Consider the following 19,843-nt stretch of genomic DNA (forward strand, 5'->3'; position numbering starts at 1 on the left):
CAATGCCAAAGCGTCGTCGAGCCCGAGCGTCACGAGAAGAAGAACGCGCCGGTCCTTTCCTTCTGCCCAGCCCCGGGTGCCAAAGGCACGCCGGGCCATAAGCGCATCCGGATGACGGCAAATGGATGCGCCGGGATGACGGATTAAACGCCCGCTTCCACCCCAGCCCAGGCGAGCACCTCGCCGCAAAGCTCCTCCACCGGCCGATAGCAGTGCAGCGCGATCGCGCGCTCGTCGGCGCCGGGGCGCTCGAGTGTGGCGAACTGGCTGTCGAGCAGACTGGGCGCCATGTAGTGGCCCGCGCGGACAGCCAGGCGCGGCGCGATCTCCTCGCGCTCGCCGTCGAGCAGGACGAAGGCGATCGGCACGCCCGCGGCCGCCTCCAGCCGCTCACGATAGCTGCGCTTGAGCGCCGAGCAGGCGGCGACCGCGATGCCCTGTGCGCGCACCGCCGCGCCGATCGCCGCGCCCAGCCTGTCGAGCCAGGGCCAGCGGTCCGCATCGTCGAGGGGCTTGCCACTGCGCATCTTGGCGACGCTCTCGGGCGCATGGAAATCGTCGCCCTCGAACGCGGGCGCGGCGAGATGCGCGGCGAGATGCGCGACCAGCGTCGACTTGCCGCAGCCGCTGACGCCCATCACGACGATGGCAAAGGACGGCACTCCGGTCATTTTTCGCTGCGCTTCCACAAACTTCCCCGACTTCGGTTGGGCAAGCTAATGTTCGCAGGCGGCGGCTTTGACCATTGCGACCTTTGTCGCGGTCGCGCGGGTGCCCCCGCATGCGTATCCGCGTGCTATCGTGTGAGTATAAAAAGGGGACAGGGCATGGACGGCAGGATGCGGATCGCGGGGTTGGTGGTGGTCGCGGCGATGCAGGTCGCGAGTGCCGAGGCCCAGACTGCCCGCTCCGTCTCGGTCTTCGCCACCGCCCCGGCCGACCCCGCCGCCGTCACGGTCAAGGCGAAGGGCGACGGCGTGGCCGACGACAGCGCCGCGATCCAGGCGGCGATCGACGCGGCGGCGGCCAGGCCCGGCGGCGGGATTGTCTTCCTGCCCGCAGGCCGGCACCGCATCACCCGGACGATCTACATGTGGCCGGGGGTCCGGCTGTTCGGGGTGGGCAAGACCCGGCCGGTCTTCGTCCTGGGCGCCAACACGCCGGGCTTCCAGCGGGGCGTGGGCAGCATGATATTCTTCACCGGCAACCAGCCGAACGGCGCGGCGCCCGGGCCCGGCGGCGCGCCGCTGCGCGGCCGCGTGCCGGTGCCGCCGCCGACCAGCGTGCCGTTCAACCCCGATATAGCCGATGCCAATTCGGGGACCTTCTATTCCTCGATGGCGAATGTCGATTTCGAGATCGGCGCGGGCAATCCGGCGGCGACCGGCGTCCGCTTCCACGCTGCCCAGCACGCCTATCTCGCCCATATCGACTTCCATCTGGGCTCGGGCCTGGCCGGCATCTACCAGGTCGGCAATCTCGGCATGAACCTGCGCTTCTTCGGCGGGCGCTACGGCATCCTGGCCGAGAAGACCTCGCCCGCCTGGCAGTACACCTTGCTCGATTCCACCTTCGAGGGGCAGCGCGACGCGGCGATCCGCGAACATGAGGCGGGCCTCACGCTGGTCAACACGGTGTTCCGCGACACCCCTGTCGGGATCGAGATCGACAAGGGCTATGGCGACTGGCTTTGGGGCAAGGACGTCGGCTTCGAGAATGTCTCGAAAGCCGGGGTGATCATCAGCAATGAGGGCAATGCCTATACGCAGATCGGCTTCGACAATGCGGTGGCGACCGGCACGCCGGTGTTCGCCCGCTTCCGCGACAGCGGCAAGACCGTCGCCGGCCCTGCCCCGCGCTACCGGGTGAAGGAGTTCACCTATGGCCTGACGCTCGCAGGTCTTGGCCAGCCGGGCAGCTTCGCGACCCGCATGGACGCCGTGCCGGTCAGCGCCCTGCCCCGCCGCCGCGACGCTGCGATCCGCGCTTTCCCCGGGGTCTCCACCTGGACCAATGTCCGCGACCTGGGCGCCAAGGGAGACGACAAGACCGACGACACCGCCGCGATCCAGAAGGCGATCGACACCAACCGCGTCGTCTATTTCCCCACCGGTTTCTACAAGGTCAGCGACACGCTGCGGCTGCAGCCGGACAGCGTACTGATCGGCCTGCACCCCAGCCTGACCCAGATCGTCCTCGCCGACGATACCCCGGCCTATCGCGGCGTCGGCCCGGCCAAGGCGCTGGTCGAGAGCGCCAAGGGCGGCGACGCGATCGTCTCCGGCCTCGGCCTGTTCACCGGCGGGGTGAACCCGCGTGCGACCGGCCTGCTGTGGCGCGCCGGCGAGAAGTCGCTGGTCGACGACATCAAGTTCCAGGGCGGTCACGGCACCAACCTCGCCGATGGCGGCCGCTTCGATCCGTACAACGCCAACCACACCGCCGATGTCGATCCGAAGAAGCGCTGGGACGGCCAATATGCCAGCCTGTGGGTCACCGATGGCGGCGGCGGCACCTTCAACGGGCTGTGGACCCCCAACACCTATGCCCAGGCCGGGCTGTACGTGTCGGACACCAGCACGCCGGGGATCGTCTACCAGATGTCCGCCGAGCATCATTTGCGCGCCGAGATCGTCCTCGACCGGGTGAAGGGCTGGGAGTTCCTCGCGCCGCAGACCGAGGAAGAGGCCGGCGAGAGCCGCAACACGATCGCGCTGGAGGTGCGCAATTCGAGCGACATCCTGTTCGCCAATTTCCACGGCTACCGCGTCACCCGCTCGCTCCAGCCGGCGCCCGCCGCGGTGAAGCTCTATGGGTCGAAGGACATCCGCTTCCGCAACGTCCATGTGAATGCCGAGAGCGGCTTCTCGACCTGCGACGCCAATGGCTGCGGCACCTATCTGCGCGCGAGCAAATACCCCTATGCCAACGCGATCCAGGACGTGACGCGCGGCCTGGAGGTGCGCGAGCGCGAGTTCGCCGTGCTCGACGTGACCGACACGCCCGCCCCCGCCGCCACGCCCTCGCTGGTGCCGGTCGAGCAGCTTGCCCAGGGCTTCTACGCGCTGGGCGGCGGCGCGGTCGACGCGTCAGGCAAGCTCTATTTCGTCGATCGCCAGTTCCACCGGATCCATAGCTGGTCGGCGAAGGAAGGCCTGTCGGTGGTCGCCGATGCGCCGCTGGATCCGATCAACCTGGCGGTCGACGGCTCGGGCAATCTGCTGGTGCTGTCGTCCGATGGGCCGGAGGCAACGGTCTACAGCATCAAGCCGGGCGAGCCGCAGGACGTGAAGCTGATCGCGCCAACGGCGGCGAAGGACCGCGCCAGAGCCCGCGTCGCCCTGCCCGGCAGCTTCTGGAACAATGGCGAGTTCCGCGACCAGTATAACGCGGCGACCGATCATTTCACCACGCTCGCCGATATGTTCGCCCGCGACATGGCGGCGCCCAAGGCCCGCGAATATGTCTCGCCCGACGGTTCGCTGGTGCTGCCCGCGTTCAGGGTCTGGCAGCAGGGGCCGAGCAACCATCTCGGCTGGCGCTTCTCGGATACGCTCGACACCTATGGCTGGGTCACCGGCAAGGTCGGCGAGCGGGTCTACATCGCCAATGGCTCGGAGGACCGCACCTATAGCGGGCTGCTCGGCGAAGGCGGCGCGGTGACCGATCTCACGCCCTTTGCCGCCCGCGGCGGCGAGAGCGTCGCCGCAGGGCCGGACGGCCGGGTCTATGTCGCGAACGGCCAGGTCTTCGTCTACGACGCCGATGGCCGCGAGGCGGGCCGGATCGACGTGCCCGAGCGTCCGCTCCAGCTGCTCTTCGGCGGCCCCGACGGGCGCACCCTGTTCATCCTCACCCACCACGCGCTCTACGCCGCGCGGCCTTAGATCACCACTCGTTCCCACCAATCCTTCCCCGCGAGGGGGAGGTGTCAGCCAAAGGCTGACGGAGGGGGAGGTAAGCAGCCAACTATCGGTTCGCATACCTCCCCCCTCCGTCGCGCTGCGCGCGCCACTTCCCCCTGGCGGGGGGAGGATTTTGAACGTCAGCACCCCTGATCGCCCTCCCGCCCAACATCTACGACCATGGTCGTAGATGTTGGGCACCCCGTGATGGGCTAAAGCGCCAAGACAATGGCGAACTGCCTCTCGAAAGGCGGCGCTCAGAGCACAAGGGGATGGATGATGATCGCATTTACCGTTGATCGCCGCAGGCTGACCGCGCTTTCTGGTACCGCTACCAGCCTCGCGGTGCTCGCCATGGCGCTGGCAGCCACGCCCGCCGCCGCCCAGACGGCGCCGGCACCGGCAGCAGAGAGCCAGGAGGCTCCCGCCCCCGCCGAGCAGACCGAGCCCGATGCCGGCGGCCAGATCATCGTCACCGGCACGCGCATCCTGACGAGCGGCTTCACCGCGCCGACCCCGACCACGGTGATCGGCGGCGAGGATATCGAGCGGACCGCCTCGCCCAACATCTTCAACACCGTGATCCAGCTGCCCTCGCTGCAGGGCTCGACCGGTGCCGCCACCGGCACGTTCAGCACTTCGAGCGGCCAGCAGGGCCTGAGCTCCTTCTCGCTGCGCGGCCTGGGCGCGATCCGCACCCTCACCCTGCTCGACGGCCAGCGCGTCGTCGGTGCGAACGTCACCGGCGTGCCCGACATCAGCATGTTCCCGCAGCTGCTGGTCAAGCGCGTCGACGTGGTCAATGGCGGCGCCTCGGCCTCCTATGGCTCGGACGCAGTCGGCGGCGTGGTCAACTTCATCACCGACACCCGGTTCAAGGGCTTCAAGGCCAATGTCCAGGGCGGCATCACCCGCTATGGTGACGACAAGCAGATCATGGCCCAGGCCGCCTGGGGCGGCTCGCTGTTCGACGATCGCCTCCACCTGATCGTCAGCGGCGAATATGATCATGAGGACGGCGTCGGCCCGGGCGATTTCGGCACCGACCTTGCCGGCAGCCGCGACTGGTATCGCGCCACCACGCTGGTCAACACCGGCCAGACCAACAACGGCCTGCCGCAGTTCCGCTACCGCGACTATGCGCAGCCCTATCAATATGCCCGCTACGGCCTGATCAACAACGGCCCGCTCCAGGGCATCGCGTTCGACGCGGCCGGCCAGCCCTATAACTTCGCCTATGGCTCGGGCGGCGTGCCGAACGGCGCCGGCGGCGTCACCGGCTGCTTCTCCGGCAATGCCTTCTGCGTCGGCGGCGACCTGTCGGGTGCGCCGGGCAGCGGCGCCTCGCTCAAGTCGGCGCTGGAGCGCATCAACGGCTTCGGCCGGATCGGCTTCGACTTCGCCCCGAACAACGAGCTCTACTTCACCGCCAACATCGCGCAGGTGAAGACCAGCAACCAGCCGAGCCCGGGCTACAACCGGGCGAGCCTGACGGTGCAGTGCGCCAATCCCTATGTGCCGCAGCTGGTGAAGGACCGCTGCACCCAGGCCGGCATCACCTCGTTCGGCTTCGGCTCGGCCAACGCAAACTTCCCCGATCCCAAGGTGTTCACCGACCGGCGGCAATATCGCTTCGTCGTAGGCGCCAAGGGCGAGCTGGGCGGCAGCTGGCGCTACGACGCCTATTACGAGCATGGCACCACCATCTCCGACATCAATGTCAACGATATCGTGCTGCAGAATCGCTATGTCGCCGCGACCAACGCGATCACGCTGAACGGCGCGATCGTCTGCGCCGATGCCGCGGCACGCGCGGCGGGATGCCAGCCGATCAACATCTTCGGCAACGTGGCCCCGACCGCCTCCGCGCTCGCCTATGTCACGCCGGAGAACGGGCCGTTCCAGCACACCAAGCTGACCCAGGACGTGGCGAGCATCAACTTCTCCGGCGAGCCGTTCGACCTGTGGGCCGGGCCGCTCTCGGTCGCGTTCGGCGGCGAATATCGCAAGGAATATTACCGGGTGAACGCCGATGCCTATGGCGCCGGCGTCTCGTCGATCAGCCCGAACAACGCCGACTATCCGGCGGATCCGCTGCTCAACTCCACCCTGGGCAGCAACTGGGCGGCCGGCAACTACAAGAATGGCGGCGGCAAGTATGACGTGTACGAGGGCTTCCTCGAGCTCAACCTGCCGCTGTTCAAGGGCGATGGCATCGGCAGCGCCAACCTGAACGGCGCAGGCCGCGTGACGCACTACAGCACCTCGGGCACCGTCTGGGCGTGGAAGATCGGCGGCACCTGGGAGACGCCGCTCGACGGCATCCGCCTGCGCGCAGTGACCTCGCGCGACGTCCGCGCGCCGAACCTCTCGGAACTGTTCGCGGCGCCGACCGTGACGACGCTGCCGAGCTTCAACAACCCGTTCCCGCCCGCCGGCGCCGTGCAGGCGTTCCAGAACACGATCGGCAATCCCAATCTGAAGCCGGAAATCGCCCGCAACACCGAGGTCGGCATCGTCCTGTCGCGGCCGTCCTGGCTGCCCGGGCTGAACATCTCGGTCGACTATTACACGATCAAGCTGAGCGGGGTGATCTCCAGCCTGTCGGCACAGCAGATCGTCCAGTTCTGCTTCGACGGCAACCAGGCCTTCTGCGGCGGCTTCGTGCTCAACAGCCCGGTGCAGGGCGGCAATTTCATCAACGTCCAGCCGTTCAACCTCGCCTCGTGGAAGACCAGCGGGTTCGACATCGAGGCGAGCTACCAGTGGCAGCGGCCGCTGGGCCTGCCGGGCAGCTTCACCCTGCGCGCGCTGGGCACCCATGTGCAGGAATTCCTCGTCCGCGCCGGCATCGCCGGGGTCGACACGGTCGACCAGGCGGGCGCCAACAGCGGCAACACGCCGGACTGGAAGTGGCTGGCGGTGCAGACCTACGCCAATGACCGGTTCAGCCTGAGCGTGACGGAGCGCTGGTTCAGCGACGGCGTGATCGGCAACCAATATGTCGTCTGCACCACCGGCTGCCCGGCCTCGACCGGCAACCATCCGACGATCGACTACAACAAGATGAAGGGCGCCTTCTATGTCGATGTCGGCGGCACGCTCGACATCAACGACAACATCACTTCGTTCTTCAAGGTCGATAACCTCTTCGACCACGATCCGGAGCCGTCGCCGCAGACCAATACCGGCCTCGACGTCAATCCGGCGCTCTACGACACGCTCGGCCGCACCTATCGTGTGGGTGTCCGCCTGAAATTCTGATTGCCCCCAAGCGATGTCCCCTCGGGTTGGCGGTGCCATGCATCGCCAACCTGTTTTGTTTTCATCGCCGGTAATGGCTTGGAGAAACGCCGAGCAAACGCTTGAACATCGTCGAGAAATTGGCCGGCCCGTCATAGCCGAGATCGAGCGCGATCGCCGTGACGGGCTCGCCTGCCGCCAGCCGGGGCAGCGCGGCCGAGACGCAGGCCTGCTGGCGCCATTCGGCGAAGCTCATCCCGGTCTCGCGGCGGAAGAGCCGAGTGAAGCGCCGGCGGTTCATCGCCAGCGCATCCGCCCATTGGTCGATCGTGGCACTCGCCCTCGGGCTCTCGAGAAAGGCATGGCAATGCGCCGCCAGTGCAGGGTGGCGGGGAAACGGGACGAGGATCGGGACGATCGGTGCCCGGTCGATCTCTGCCACCAGCAGCCGCATAACCAGCCCGTCACGCCCTGCCTCGTCATATTCGGCTGGCACCTCCGCCGCGGAGACCAGAAGCTGGCGCAGCAGCGGCGAGACCGCGACAACCCGGCAGGCGCGCCCGAGAGCGGGGCAGGCCTCCGCCTCGATCAGGACGCTGCGGGTCTGGACCGCGCCTACCATCCGCACCGCATGCGGCGTCCCCGCCGGGATCCACACCGCCCGCTCGGGCGGCGCCACCCAGGCGCCCTGCGGCGTGCTGACCGCGACCACGCCGCTCGCCGCATAGAGAAACTGGGCGCGGCGATGCTGGTGCTCGGCCAGCTCAAACGAAGGCGGATAATCGTTGCCGATCCCGACGACCGGACGCGGCACGTCCTCATAGTCGTCCGGTTCGCGATGCAGGTGCAGCCCATGTCCCATCATCAAAACTCTTTAGCCCATATGACGAAGCAGGACACCCTCTGAGCCGCTAGGTGCCGGGCCAGTAAGGAGCTGGTGATGCGTGATACGCAAGCGATGACGATGGAAGCGCCACGGGCGCAGGCGGATATGGGCGGCACGGCGTTCGGGGTGATCGTGGCGATCAGCTTCTGCCACCTGCTCAACGACATGATGCAATCGCTGCTTCCGGCGATCTATCCCAATCTCAAGGCCGATCTCGGGCTCAGCTTCGGGCAGATCGGGCTGGTCACCCTCGCCTATCAGATCACCGCATCGATCCTCCAGCCGCTGATCGGCCTCTATGCCGACAGGCGCCCCACTCCGCTGGCGCTGCCGGGCGGCACGCTCTTCTCACTGGCGGGCCTGGCGATCCTGTCGATCGCGCACAGCTATGGGCTGGTGCTGGCGGGCGCGGCGCTGCTCGGCATCGGCTCTTCGGTCTTCCATCCGGAATCCTCGCGAGTCGCCCGCATGGCGGCGGGCGGGCGCCATGGCCTGGCCCAGTCGCTGTTCCAGGTCGGCGGCAATGCCGGACAGGCGCTGGGGCCGCTCGCCGCCGCGCTGGTGGTGGTGCGCTGGGGCCAGTCGAGCCTGGCCTTCTTCGCGCTGCTCGCCCTGCTCTCGGGTGCGGTGCTATGGAACGTTGCCGCCTGGTATCGCCACCACGGGCTGGCCCGGCTGCAGGCCGGCCGCCGCACCTCGCTGGCCGCAGAACTGCCGCGCGGACATGCGCTGCGCGGGATCGCGATCCTGCTCGCGCTGATATTCTCCAAATATGTCTATCTCGCCAGCCTGACGAGCTACTTCACCTTCTACCTGATCCACCGCTTCCACGTCTCGGTGCAGAGCGCCCAGCTCTACCTCTTCGCCTTCCTCGCCGCAGTCGCGCTGGGGACGATCGCGGGCGGACCGCTGGGCGACCGGTTCGGGCGGAAGTACGTGATCTGGTTCTCGATCCTCGGCGCGCTGCCCTTCACGCTGCTGCTGCCGCATGTCGACCTGTTCTGGACCGGGGTGCTGGTGATCCCGATCGGCCTGATCCTCGCCTCCGCCTTCCCGGCGATCGTGGTGTTCGCGCAGGAGCTGGTGCCCGGCAAGGTCGGCATGATCTCGGGCCTGTTCTTCGGCTTCTCGTTCGGCATGGGCGGGCTCGGCGCCGCGGTGCTCGGCTGGCTGGCGGACGCGACCAGCGTCGAGACGGTCTATCAGGTCTGTGCGTTCCTGCCGGCGATCGGGCTGCTCACCGCGCTGCTGCCCAATGTCGAGCGGGGCGCGACGGAATAAGGATCGCCCGGGAACCCGATCCGGCGGGACGACGTTCTAGGGTTCCAGGGCCAGCGCCCGCCGGTCTTTGCCGGCGGGCCTGGTCCGTTTTGTTTTCGAGAGCGGAATGCCGATCAATAGCACAGGAAAGGCGCCCGGCACCCAGCCGCGGCGTGGGCGCGCGGCGACGGCGCTTGCCGCATTGGACGAATGCTGGGCGGTGCCGACCGACACCTATATCAGTGGCGACCTGCCACTGCTGCTGACCAAGCTCTCGAACCTGCCGCCGGTCCGCGGCCGGAAGGACTGACGGCTAGCGCCGCGCGGTGCGGCCGGCGCCGAGGCGGCTGATCAGGATCGCCGCGCGCTTGGCCTGGCGGCGGATGCTGGCGAGGTCCACCGTCTCGCCTGGCGCGTGATCGCCGGTGCTGTAGGTGCCGAGCCCGGCCAGGCTGTCCACGTCATGCGCGACGAACGAGACATCGCCCGCCCCGCGCTTGAGCGGATCGAGCGGCGCCATCTCCTCAAGGCCCAGGTCGCGGTTCACGCCGTTGAGCGCGGCGAGCAGCGCCTTGTTGCCCTCGGTCGGCGCCATCGCCGGATAGCCTTCGCCGAATTCGATCTTCGCATCGGTGCCCGGCGCATGCGCGGCGACGATCGCCTCCATCTTCGCCCGGACGCGCTCGGTCTGCTCGACGCTCAGCGTACGGAAGTCGCCGGTGGCGACCGCGGTGGCGGCGATGATGTTGGTCTTGCCGCCTGCCTTGGCATTGCCGCTCTCGTCGATCTCGGCGCGGGCACCGCCGGCGATCACGCCCGCGTTGAAGGTCAGGTTCGGCTCGGGCAGCTCCTTGCGGAACGCCGCCAGGATGCGCGCCAGCTCGTTGATCGCACCGTCGCCGAACTGGGAAGTGAAGATCAGCGAGCTATGGCCGGTCTTGCCGCTCGCGGTGATCCGCCAGTCGGTCACCGAGCGGCGGGCGATCGAACCCATGTCCTTGCCGCCGTCGATCACCAGCCCCTCGAAATCGAGCGCGACATCGGCGCGCTTGCCCGCGGCGATCAAGTCCGCGCGCGAGATGCTGAGCGGGCTGCCGGCATCCTCCTCGTCGCCGGTCAGCACGATCTCGATATTGGCGTCCCTGAGCGTGCCCGCCGCCTGCATCGCTCGCAGGGCCGAGACGATCACCACCATGCCACCCTTGTCGTCGCCTGCCCCCGGCCCTTCCGCCTTGTCGCCGGTGCGGACGAACTTCTGGAAGGGCGAGCTCAGCTCGAACACGGTGTCGAGGTGGCCGATCAGCAGGATACGCTTTCCGCCCGGCTTGCCCTTGTGAACTGCGATCAAATGGCCCGCGCGCTGGACTTCGCCCATCGGTTTCCAGCTGATCGCGAAGCCGAGCGGCTCGAGCTCGGCGCGCATCATCTCGCCGACCCTGGTGACGCCGTCGAGGTTGAGCGTGCCGCTATTCTGGTCGACCAGCCGGGCGAGCAAAGCCACCGAACGCTCGTACTCGGCATCGACCGTGCGGTCGATCACCTTCTCCGCCTTCGACAGTCCCTGCGCCGCAGCAGGTGCCGCGGTGAAGGCCAGTGTCGCCAGCGCGGCCATCGTCATGCGCATCAGAGTTTCGCTCCGCCCATCTTGTAGGTCAGCTGGACATAGAAGCTGCGGCCCACCCCGTCGAACCAGGAGATGTCGTAATAGGGATAGGAGCTGTAGGTGCGGTCCTTGATCGGGTTCTGGTCGAACAGATTGTTGATCGTGCCCGACAGGCGCACCCGCTCGGTGATGCTGTACTGGGCCGAGAGATTGAACAGGTAGCTCGCCTTGATATAGCCGTCCTCGGCATAGTTGGGCAGGCGGCTGAGGCGCTGGCCGGTCAGCGTGGTCGAGAACTTGCCGAGATCCCAGGTCAGGCTCGCCGTGCCCTTGTCGCGCGGGATGTAATAGCCGCTGTCGAAGGCCAGCTTGTCGACGATCGGATCGCCCGGATACTGGCGGACCGTGTGGTTGAACACATGGGTGTAGCTCGCCGCCAGCGAGAAGCGGCCGATCCCGGCAGTCGGCACGCGCAGGTGCGCGGCGATGTCGACGCCGTCGGTGGTCTCCTCGGCGATGTTGATCGGATTGATCGAGACCGACTGGATCTCGCCGGCCAGCTCACCGCTGGCATAGCGCTGCACGCGGGCGATGGCGTCGAGGCAGGTCGGCGTCGTGCCGTTGGTCGCGCGGCACTCCGCTTCGTCGCGCAGCACCGTGTCGATGTTCATGTTGAGCACCTGGTTCTTCATCTTCACGCGGAAATAGTCCGCCGAGAAGTCGAAGTTCCGGCTCGGCTGGAAGAAGAAGCCGCCGTTCAGCGAGGTCGAGGTCTCGGGCCGCAGACGGCGGTTGCCGTTGTGGCGGGCGATGAAGTCGACATCGTCATACTGGCAATTGCCGATATCCTCGCCGCCCTGCTCGCAGAGATAATAATCGGTGCCGCCGGTGTGCGTATTGCCCGGCCCCTTGAAGATATAGTGGAGATCGGGCGCCCGGAAGCCGGTGCCATAGGCGCCGCGGATCAGCAGACTCTTCATCGGACGCAGCTCGGCGCCGAGATTATAGGTGAACTTGCCGAAGCCGTTGCCGGCGAAGCTGTAGTGATCGTAGCGGCCCGCGCCGCTCAGCTCCAGGAAGGTGAAGGCCGGCACGCGAAGCTCGCCGCCCACGCCCCAGTGCTGGCGGGTGCCATGCCCGTCGGAATCGATCAGCCCGACATAATATTGGCTGAGCGCCAGCGGATCCGGATTGATCTCATAGCCCTGGTTGCCGACTTCGGCGACCGCGGCGAAGCCGACCGGCCCGGCGGGAAGCTGGAACAGGCTGGTGGTGTTGATCGTCGCCGAGACATTGTTGACCCAGGTCTTCGGCCGATAGGTCGAGATCGCGGTGATCGACGCATATTCGGCCGGGGTCAGCGGCTTATAGAGCCGGTTGATGTCGGCGTTGAAGATCGCATAGCCGCTGGCGGGATCGATCCCCTGCTGCTGGCCCAGGAACAAGGCGTTCGACTTGTCGATCACGACTTGGGGGAAGCCGACCTTCGAGCTGTATTCGGCGTGGTTGACGCTGAACTCGTAGTTCCACTTCGCGCCGAGCTGCCCCTTGATGCCCGGCGTGATGTTGTAGCTGACCGAGCGGTTGCGCGTCATGCCGACGTTCAGGCCGCCCATCTCCTCGGGGGTGAACAGGCGGTACCAGTTGTCGAGCTGCGCGCCACTATAGGTCAGGCTGGTCGGCATGTTGGGATTGAAGAAGGTGCCTTCCTCATTGCCGTCCGGCGCGACGTAGAACCAGTCGAGCACGTCGCGGAACAGCTTGAGGTCCGAATAGCTGGCTTGCACGTCGAGGAAGAGCTGCGCCTTGTCGCTCAAGTCATAGCCGATCGCGCCATAGCCGCTGATCGCGCGGCGCCGGCTGATCGTCGTGCCATAGCCGATCGCTTCGTTGCTGCCGCAATAATGGCCGTCGATATATTCGTCGTTGACGATGTCGTAGCCATACTCCGGCCGGGTGGCGTAGTAGGTGGTGCCGCCGTTGAGCTTCGACAGCGAGGCGCAGACCGAGGCGCCCGGATCGAGATAGTCATTGTCCTCGTCGGTGCGCAGGAAGTTGCGGCGCGCGATCGCGGTGGAAGGCGACGGGCTGTCCAGGCTCGAATCCTGGAGCTTGCGCTGATAAGCCCAGAGCGGGCGCTGATCGAGCAGCTCGATGCCGACCACGCCGTGGAAGCCGCCGGTATCCCAGCCCGTGGTCAGCGACAGGCGCTGCGAATTGCCGCCGCCATGCTCGGTGAAGCCGGCGCGGTAATCGATGCGGGTGCCGTCCGGCTTCGACTTGAGCTGGAAATTGACCACGCCCGAGATCGCATCCGAGCCGTAGATCGCCGAAGCGCTGCCGCTCAGCACCTCGACCCGCTCGATCAGGCCGACCGGGATATTCGAGATGTCGGTGAAGTTGCTGTTGCCGCCAAAGGGCAGCGGGAAATCGGCGATGCGGCGGCCATTGACCAGAACCAGCGTGTGGTTGGGGCCGAGCCCGCGCAAATCGACCTGCTGCGCGCCGGGGGTGAAGTCGGCGCCCGAGAAGCTCTGCTGGCTCTGCGTCTCGCCGCCATTCTGGGTGATCGCCTTCAGCACGTCGGGCACGCTCTGATAGCCGTTGCGCAGGATGTCGTCGGCGGTGATCGTGGTCACCGGCGCGGGGCCTTCCGCCTGGATGCGCGGAATGCGCGAGCCGAGCACGACGATCTGCCCTTCGCCCTCGCCCGCTTCCTGGCCCGCCGCCGGGACATTCTGGTCGGTCGTCTGCGCCATCGCCGCGACCGGCAGTGCGATCAGGCTGGCACCTGCCAGAGCCAGAGCGGTGAACTTCGTGTGGCGCATATATCGACCCCCTGATACGTTTGTGACATATTGATATCGACCGGGATCAGAATGAAACAATAAAAATGCATTCTGGGCATAGGGAACGAACGAATTGCAAAGGACTATGGCCTTGAAGACACTCTTGCGCCTCGTACTGGCCGCGCTTGTCCTCTTCGCACCGCCCGCTGCCTCGGCGCGGCCTGACCCGGCCTATAGCTATTACGAGATCGGCGACCTTGCCGCGAAGCGGAGCGGCCCCACGGCCCCTGCCCTGATGCTCGTGGGCGGTGGCGACTGGGACTACAGCGCCTTCCGCTGGTTCGCCGAACGGGCCGGCCACGGCCATATCGTCGTGCTGCGCGCCTCGGGCGAAGGCCAAGCCGGTGAGGAGATATACAACCAGGTCGGCGGCGTCGCCTCGGTCCGGACGATCGTGTTCCACAGCCGCGCCGCATCGACGGACCCGCGCGTGCTCGCCATCATAGCCAAGGCTGACGGCATCTTCCTCGCCGGCGGCGACCAGGCCAACTACGTCCGCTATTGGAAGGGCACCCCCGTCGCCCGCGCGCTGAACGCGCATCTCCGCGCCGGCCGGCCGATCGGCGGCACCAGCGCCGGCCTCGCGATATTGGGCGGCACCGGCTATGGCGCGATGGACGGCGGCAGCATCGACAGCCCTGCCGCGCTCGCCGATCCGGGCGGCCCGGCGGTGACCCTCGTCACCGATTTCCTCCACATGCCCCGCATGGCGCACATCGTCACCGACACGCACTTCGCAAAACGCGACCGGCTGGGCCGGCTCATCGCCTTCGTAGCCAAGGCGCGACTGCACGACCCGCGTGCGGTCGGCCTCGGCGTGGATGAGGGGGCGGCGCTCTGCGTCGAAGCCGATGGCAAGGCGAAGCTCCATACCCCTCCCGGCGGCCATGCCTGGCTCGTCCAGCCGGCGGCCCCCGCGCCTATCCGTGCCGGCAGGCCGCTCGACTGGACCGGCGTGAAGATCACCGGCATCGGCCCGGAGGGTGTGCTGGACCTCAACACACTGCACGTCACCCGCCCCGCCTTCAGAGGCGTCGCACGGGTGACAGGCGGCAAGCTGATCGGGGCGCCGGGACCGAAATGACGCTGCGGCCGGAGGAGATCGACCCCCAGCTCCTCGCGCTGCTGCGCGCGGATGCCCGGCGCAACGTCTCCGAGCTCGCCACCGCCCTGGGTGTCTCGCGCACCACGATCTACAGCAGCATCGAGCGGCTCGAGCGCCAGGGCACGATCACCGGCTATACGGTGCGGCTGGGCGAGGATTACGACCGCAGCCTGATCCGCGCCCATGTGATGATCAAGCTCTACCCCAAGGCCACCCAGGCAACCCAGGACCAGCTGGTGACGATGCCCGAGGTCGCCGGGCTCTATGCGATCTCGGGCGAGTACGACCTGATCGCGATGCTCGAGGCGCCGCACGTCAACCGGCTGAACGACCTGCTCGACTCGATCGGCGCCATGGAAGGGGTGGAGCGCACCACCTCCTCCGTGATCCTGGCGACCAAGCTCCAGCGCTGAGCTGCCCGTCAGGGCGTACGCAGCAGCACCCGCCCGAACCGCTCCGCCACCGGCTTGCCGTTCGCCAGCGCGGCACGGCCGTTGACGAAGACATAGTCCATGCCCTGGGCATAGGCATGCGGCTTCTCATAGGTCGCGGTGTCGCGCACCGTCTTCGGATCAAAGACGATGACGTCGGCGAACGCGCCCTTTCGCAGCGCTCCGCGATCGACCACGTCGAACACCCTGGCGGGCAGCCCGGTGGCGGCATGGATCGCCTGAGCCATGCCGATCACCGGCTTGTCGAGCACATAGTTGCGCAGCTTGCGCGGGAAGGCGCCATAGGCACGCGGATGCTCGGCGGTCTTGCCGAAGGGCGGCAGCCCGCCATCGGTCGAGGTCATCGTCCACCGTTGCTGCATGAACGCCTCGACGTCCTTGTCGCTCATGTTGAACGACACGGTGGGCGCCCCGCCCTGTTTGAGCATCTCGATCGCGGCATCGAGCGGATCGAGCTTCATGATCGCGCCGACTTCGTCGAGCCGCTTACCGTCGAGCGACGGATCGGCCTTGTAGGCACGGATCTGGATCGCGTGCGGGCCGGCGCGGCGCGCGAGATTGGGGACCATCTCGGCGCGGATGCGGGCGCGCGTCGCTGGATCCTCCAGCCTCCTGGCCAGCGCATCCGCCCCGCCCTCCTGCGCCCAGCCGGGGACGAGCGAGGCCATCAGGCTCGAGCCGGAGGCGGTATAGGGATATTGATCGGCCCAGACCTGCACGCCGGCCGCACGCGCCTTGTCGATATGCGCGATCACTTCGGCCGACTTGCCCCAGACCTGAGGGCCGAGCACCTTGATATGGGTGACGACGCCGGGGATCCTGGCCTCGCGCGCGACGGTGATCACTTCCTCCACCGCCGCGACCACGCCGATGTCGTAATTGCCCTCGTCGCGGATATGGCTCTCGTAGAAGGCGTGGGGGAAGGCGCTCGCCGCCTTGGCCAGCCCGACGATCTCGGCGGTGTTCGAATATTTGGCCGGGATGTAGAAGGGCCCGTCGGACAGGCCGAACGCGCCGAGCTTCATCGCGGCGGTGACCAGCCCTTCCATCCTGACCTGCTCTTCGGGCGTGGCGAGCCGATCGACATTGCCCATCACCGCGGCGCGCACGGCATTGTGGCCGATCATCAGCGCGACGTTCACGCCGGGGGTGTTGGTGCGCAGGTCGCGGATCTGCGGGGCGAGGTCGGCCGGGCCGCCGCCGTCCGGGTTGGCGAACAGCGTGGTGATGCCCTGATAGAGCATCGGCAGCGCGGGTGCGAGCTCGGGCGTCTGGATGTTCGGCGCCGCGTGCGAATGGGGATCGATGAAGCCCGGGGCGACGATCTTGCCGCGGGCATCGACCAGGGTCTTCGCGGTCGCCGTGGCGGGGATAGTCCCCAACGCGACGATCCTGTCGCCCTGGATCGCGACGTCGGCGCTCCTGCCGGGCGTGCCGCTGCCATCATAGACCGTACCGCCGCGGATCAGCACGTCATAGTGCTGGGCGAGTGCGGGGGAGGTTGTGGCCAGGAGTGCGATGACTGCCAGGAAAATCCTCCCCCGCAAGCGGGAGGATTTTGTTGTGCCGATCACGGAGGCTGGAGATTTCATCATGCTCCTCTTCCTTACATCTTGAACCGGGCGCCGATGCGGAAGGTCCGCCCGAGCAGGTCATAGATCGACTGGTTGGTCGCCGGCGTCGCATAGGCGCTGCCGGCGGGCCCCGGCGCCACCACCGGCGGATCCTTGTCGAGCAGATTGGAGACGGCGAAGAACAGCTGCATCTCCTTGCCACCCAGTTTGAAGCCCTGGGTGATCGAAGTGTCGATGTAGAAGGCGCCCTTGATCCGGTTGTCGTTGATCGTGCGGTTGGTGACGGTGGAGGTCGGGCAGCCGCTGGTGCACTCGATGAAGCTGGTGTCATAGACGCCGTCGCTGACCCCGCGCCCGATCAGCGTGACGTTGAAGTCGTCCACGTCATAGCTGGCCTGGGCACGGTACAGCCATTTCGGGGTGCCGCCCGGGGCGTTCATCCCGACCGTGTCGGTCGGCGCGTCGATGCCGTTGTCGAAATAATTCTTGATGTAGCGCGTCGCCATGCCGCGCAGGGTGAAGTTGCCGGTGCCGATCCGCGTCCGGTACGAGGCTTCGATATCTACGCCCTGCGCTTTCTGAACCGCGAAGTTGAAGGGGCTTTCGAACACCTGGAGATTGTTGCCGAACGCATTGGGCCCGCGAACCACCGCCGTGCAGAAAGCCTGCACGCCCTGGTTGCAGCGATCGACGATCGTCTGGGCGGCCACCGACCCGATCGCGCCGTTGATCTTGATGTTGTAGTAATCAACCGACATCGCGAAACCGCGCAGGAAGGTCGGCTGGAGGACCACGCCGACGCCCCATTGATCGGCCCTTTCCGGCTGGAGCAGCGGGTTGCCACGGGTGGTGCCGGCGAAGGTGACCGAGGCATTGTTCTGCGAGGAATCGAGCAGCACGTTGATGCGGGTCGATCCGGCGGTGAACAGCTCACCCAGATTGGGCGCGCGGATGTCGCGCGAGCGGGTGGCGCGGAAGCGGATGTCGGGGATCGGCTCGAAGGTCAGGCCGGCCTTCCAGGTGGTGACATAGCCCGAGGTCGAATAGTCGGTACCGCGCACCGCGCCGTTGAGGTCGAGGCCCTTGATCACGGGCACCACCAACTCGACATAGCCTTCGGTGACGCTGTAGCTGCCGAAGCTGGGCAGGAAGTTGCCGACGAACCAGCCGCTCTGGAACTCGGTGGGCACCGAGCCGCTGACCTTCTCGCGGCGATGCTCGCCGCCGACCGAGACCGACACCGCACCGGCGGGCAGATCGAACGCATCGAACGCAAGGTTGGCGGCGACCACGTCCTCTTCGAACTTTTGCCTACGATACGGATTGCCGAGGACATAGGCGAGCGCCTGGGGGCTCGCGACGCCGATGCCGAGGCGATTGAGCGGCACACAGCCATTGGTCGGCGCGGTCAGCGTCGAGCGGCAGACGATCGTGCCGGCGGGCACGCCGATCGCATTGCCGGCCGGCGCGAACACCGCATCCTGCGCCAGCGCGAGCCGAGCGGTGTTGGTGATGTCCCGCGCCATCTCACGCGTGCGGCTGATGCCCTTCTGGTAATAGACGTCCCAGCGCGCGGTGCCGGCGAACAGCGGGAAGCTGCCATTGGCGCCGACGACATAGCGCTGCAGCTCGCGCTCGGTGTCGTTCTTGCGGATCGGCAGGTCGGCATTGCTGGTGCCGAGGGTGAACTGCGTGATGCCCCCCAGCTGGGCGCGGACCGAGGCGGGGATATAGGCATTGTCCGCCTGGATCGTGACGTTGTTCTGGTTGAGCTGGACGCCGAGCCAGCCGAGATTCTCCGACTTGGCATAGGAGGCCTGGCCGAAGACATTCAGCCAGTCGGCGACCTCGAAGCTCACCCGTCCGAACAGGCTCTTGCGGTTCTCTTCCGGGTCGAGCGACTGGAAACCGTTGACCTGGGTCGCCTGCCAGTCGCCGCCGATCTGCCAGGGATCGCGGTTGGTGCCGAAATTATACTGGCTGACCGCGCCGCCCACGCCGAACTGGGTGCCGCGCAGCGCGGTATTGAGGATGATGCCGCCGCGCGTCGCCTGGCTGAGGCCCGCACCGGACACCACCAGGCGCTCGGGCTGACCATTGCCCACGCCCTGGGTTACGACATAGGCCGGGTTGTTGATCAGGTACCAGCCCTTGTTGTTCCAGTCGCGCGGGACGCCGTGCAGCCCCTCCTTCACCGCGATCTCGCCGTTGAGAAGGATATGGCCGCGCCCACCGGCGAAGCCGGTGCCCGCGGTCAGCGTCGCGCGGTAGTTGGGCGCGTCGCCATAGGTCGAGATGCCGTACTCGACCGATCCCTTCAGGCCCGAATATTCCTTGTCGAGGATGAAGTTGACGACGCCCGACACGGCGTCCGAGCCATAGGCCGCAGAGGCGCCGCCGGTGACGATCTCGACGCTCTTGATCAGGCCCTGCGGAAACGTGTTGACGTCGACCAGGCCGGTGACCGTCGAGCCGACCGAGCGCTGGCCGTCGAGCAGCACCAGCGTGCGTGCGGTGCCAAGCGAGCGCAGGTTGAGCGCGTTGACGCCTGCGGTGCCCGCCGAGATGTTGAGGTTGGAATTGGCGGGCGTGACGCTGCCGACGAGCGAGGGAATCTCATTGACGTAATCGGCGACATTGGCCGGCGCGGTCGCGGCGATGTCTTCCGAATTGATCACGGTGAGCGGCGTCGGGGCCTGATAGCCATCGCGCTGGATGCGCGTGCCGGTGACAGTGATCTCGGCCGATTGGGCTTCGGGCTCGGGCGCCGGAGCCGGCGGGGTCTGGGTGTCCTGCGCGAACGCCGCGGCGTTCCACAGCAGCGCGACCGCTAGCGCGGGCAGAGAGGCGGCTCTCAGTGACCTTGTCATATTTCTTCCCCTTCATCGGTGGTGTGGAGCGATGATGCCTTCCGTGCGCCGGTTGTCCCGGCTGCACCGCATCGGCCCCGTCCTGCGGTTCCTTAT

Annotated in this window: 12 protein-coding genes; 6 read left to right on the plus strand and 6 right to left on the minus strand. The window is 67.1% G+C overall.

Going from position 1 to position 19,843, the window contains the following annotated elements; translation table 11 throughout:
• Positions 1-143: 143 nt before the first annotated feature.
• A complete protein-coding gene (locus tag ACEN8G_RS11595; RefSeq protein ID WP_413419399.1) occupies positions 144-671 on the minus strand; it encodes a gluconokinase in 528 nt (175 codons plus the stop codon).
• Between the two features lie 156 nt (positions 672-827).
• On the opposite strand from ACEN8G_RS11595, the gene ACEN8G_RS11600 reads away from it, so the two are divergent.
• A complete protein-coding gene (locus ACEN8G_RS11600; protein ID WP_413740792.1) occupies positions 828-3,887 on the plus strand; it encodes a glycosyl hydrolase family 28-related protein in 3,060 nt (1,019 codons plus the stop codon).
• Between the two features lie 294 nt (positions 3,888-4,181).
• Entirely contained in the window at positions 4,182-7,169 is a 2,988-nt protein-coding gene (locus ACEN8G_RS11605) for a TonB-dependent receptor plug domain-containing protein (RefSeq protein WP_413416137.1), read from the plus strand.
• 61 nt (positions 7,170-7,230) lie between these two features.
• On the opposite strand, the gene ACEN8G_RS11610 is transcribed toward ACEN8G_RS11605, so the two are convergent.
• Complete coding sequence (locus ACEN8G_RS11610; RefSeq protein ID WP_413416136.1) at positions 7,231-8,013, minus strand: AraC family transcriptional regulator; 783 nt, start codon at positions 8,011-8,013, stop codon at positions 7,231-7,233.
• A 75-nt stretch (positions 8,014-8,088) separates the two neighbouring features.
• On the opposite strand from ACEN8G_RS11610, the gene ACEN8G_RS11615 reads away from it, so the two are divergent.
• Together ACEN8G_RS11615 and ACEN8G_RS11620 are read left to right on the plus strand one after the other, a co-directional pair.
• Positions 8,089-9,315, plus strand: coding sequence for an MFS transporter (locus ACEN8G_RS11615; protein ID WP_413416135.1), 1,227 nt, complete (start codon positions 8,089-8,091; stop codon positions 9,313-9,315).
• A gap of 106 nt (positions 9,316-9,421) precedes the next feature.
• A complete protein-coding gene (locus ACEN8G_RS11620; RefSeq protein WP_413416134.1) occupies positions 9,422-9,604 on the plus strand; it encodes a hypothetical protein in 183 nt (60 codons plus the stop codon).
• A 3-nt stretch (positions 9,605-9,607) separates the two neighbouring features.
• Here the strand turns inward: ACEN8G_RS11620 and ACEN8G_RS11625 are convergent, their stop codons facing one another.
• Together ACEN8G_RS11625 and ACEN8G_RS11630 are read right to left on the minus strand one after the other, a co-directional pair.
• Positions 9,608-10,918, minus strand: a complete 1,311-nt coding sequence (locus ACEN8G_RS11625; protein WP_413416133.1) for a M20/M25/M40 family metallo-hydrolase — start codon at positions 10,916-10,918, stop codon at positions 9,608-9,610.
• Positions 10,918-13,725, minus strand: a complete 2,808-nt coding sequence (locus ACEN8G_RS11630; RefSeq protein WP_413416132.1) for a TonB-dependent receptor plug domain-containing protein — start codon at positions 13,723-13,725, stop codon at positions 10,918-10,920. The genes ACEN8G_RS11625 and ACEN8G_RS11630 overlap by 1 nt, the downstream gene beginning before the upstream one ends.
• A gap of 112 nt (positions 13,726-13,837) precedes the next feature.
• Between ACEN8G_RS11630 and ACEN8G_RS11635 the strand changes: the two genes are divergently transcribed.
• Positions 13,838-14,830 carry a cyanophycinase gene (locus ACEN8G_RS11635; protein WP_413416131.1) on the plus strand — a complete coding sequence of 331 codons (993 nt, stop codon included), beginning with the start codon at positions 13,838-13,840 and terminating at the stop codon, positions 14,828-14,830.
• A complete protein-coding gene (locus ACEN8G_RS11640) occupies positions 14,827-15,264 on the plus strand; it encodes an Lrp/AsnC family transcriptional regulator (protein ID WP_413416130.1) in 438 nt (145 codons plus the stop codon). The genes ACEN8G_RS11635 and ACEN8G_RS11640 overlap by 4 nt, the downstream gene beginning before the upstream one ends.
• A gap of 8 nt (positions 15,265-15,272) precedes the next feature.
• Here the strand turns inward: ACEN8G_RS11640 and ACEN8G_RS11645 are convergent, their stop codons facing one another.
• Positions 15,273-16,850 (minus strand): N-acyl-D-amino-acid deacylase family protein, encoded by a 1,578-nt coding sequence (locus tag ACEN8G_RS11645; RefSeq protein ID WP_413416129.1) that lies wholly within the window; start codon positions 16,848-16,850, stop codon positions 15,273-15,275.
• Positions 16,851-16,909: 59 nt separating this feature from the next.
• Positions 16,910-19,747: a TonB-dependent receptor plug domain-containing protein gene (locus tag ACEN8G_RS11650; RefSeq protein ID WP_413416128.1), complete on the minus strand. Its 2,838-nt coding sequence runs from the start codon at positions 19,745-19,747 to the stop codon at positions 16,910-16,912.
• Positions 19,748-19,843 lie beyond the last annotated feature (96 nt).

The organism is Sphingomonas sp. Sphisp66, assembly GCF_047324325.1.
GTDB lineage: Bacteria > Pseudomonadota > Alphaproteobacteria > Sphingomonadales > Sphingomonadaceae > Sphingomonas.

Bases quoted from the DNA above. Each gene is read 5' to 3' on its own strand.
- ACEN8G_RS11630 (WP_413416132.1), bottom strand. From the start codon at position 13,725: ATGCGCCACACGAAGTTCACCGCTCTGGCTCTGGCAGGTGCCAGCCTG.
- ACEN8G_RS11600 (WP_413740792.1), top strand. From the start codon at position 828: ATGGACGGCAGGATGCGGATCGCGGGGTTGGTGGTGGTCGCGGCGATG.
- ACEN8G_RS11605 (WP_413416137.1), top strand. From the start codon at position 4,182: ATGATGATCGCATTTACCGTTGATCGCCGCAGGCTGACCGCGCTTTCT.
- ACEN8G_RS11625 (WP_413416133.1), bottom strand. From the start codon at position 10,918: ATGCGCATGACGATGGCCGCGCTGGCGACACTGGCCTTCACCGCGGCA.
- ACEN8G_RS11650 (WP_413416128.1), bottom strand. From the start codon at position 19,747: ATGACAAGGTCACTGAGAGCCGCCTCTCTGCCCGCGCTAGCGGTCGCG.
- ACEN8G_RS11640 (WP_413416130.1), top strand. From the start codon at position 14,827: ATGACGCTGCGGCCGGAGGAGATCGACCCCCAGCTCCTCGCGCTGCTG.
- ACEN8G_RS11595 (WP_413419399.1), bottom strand. From the start codon at position 671: ATGACCGGAGTGCCGTCCTTTGCCATCGTCGTGATGGGCGTCAGCGGC.
- ACEN8G_RS11620 (WP_413416134.1), top strand. From the start codon at position 9,422: ATGCCGATCAATAGCACAGGAAAGGCGCCCGGCACCCAGCCGCGGCGT.
- ACEN8G_RS11610 (WP_413416136.1), bottom strand. From the start codon at position 8,013: ATGATGGGACATGGGCTGCACCTGCATCGCGAACCGGACGACTATGAG.
- ACEN8G_RS11615 (WP_413416135.1), top strand. From the start codon at position 8,089: ATGCGTGATACGCAAGCGATGACGATGGAAGCGCCACGGGCGCAGGCG.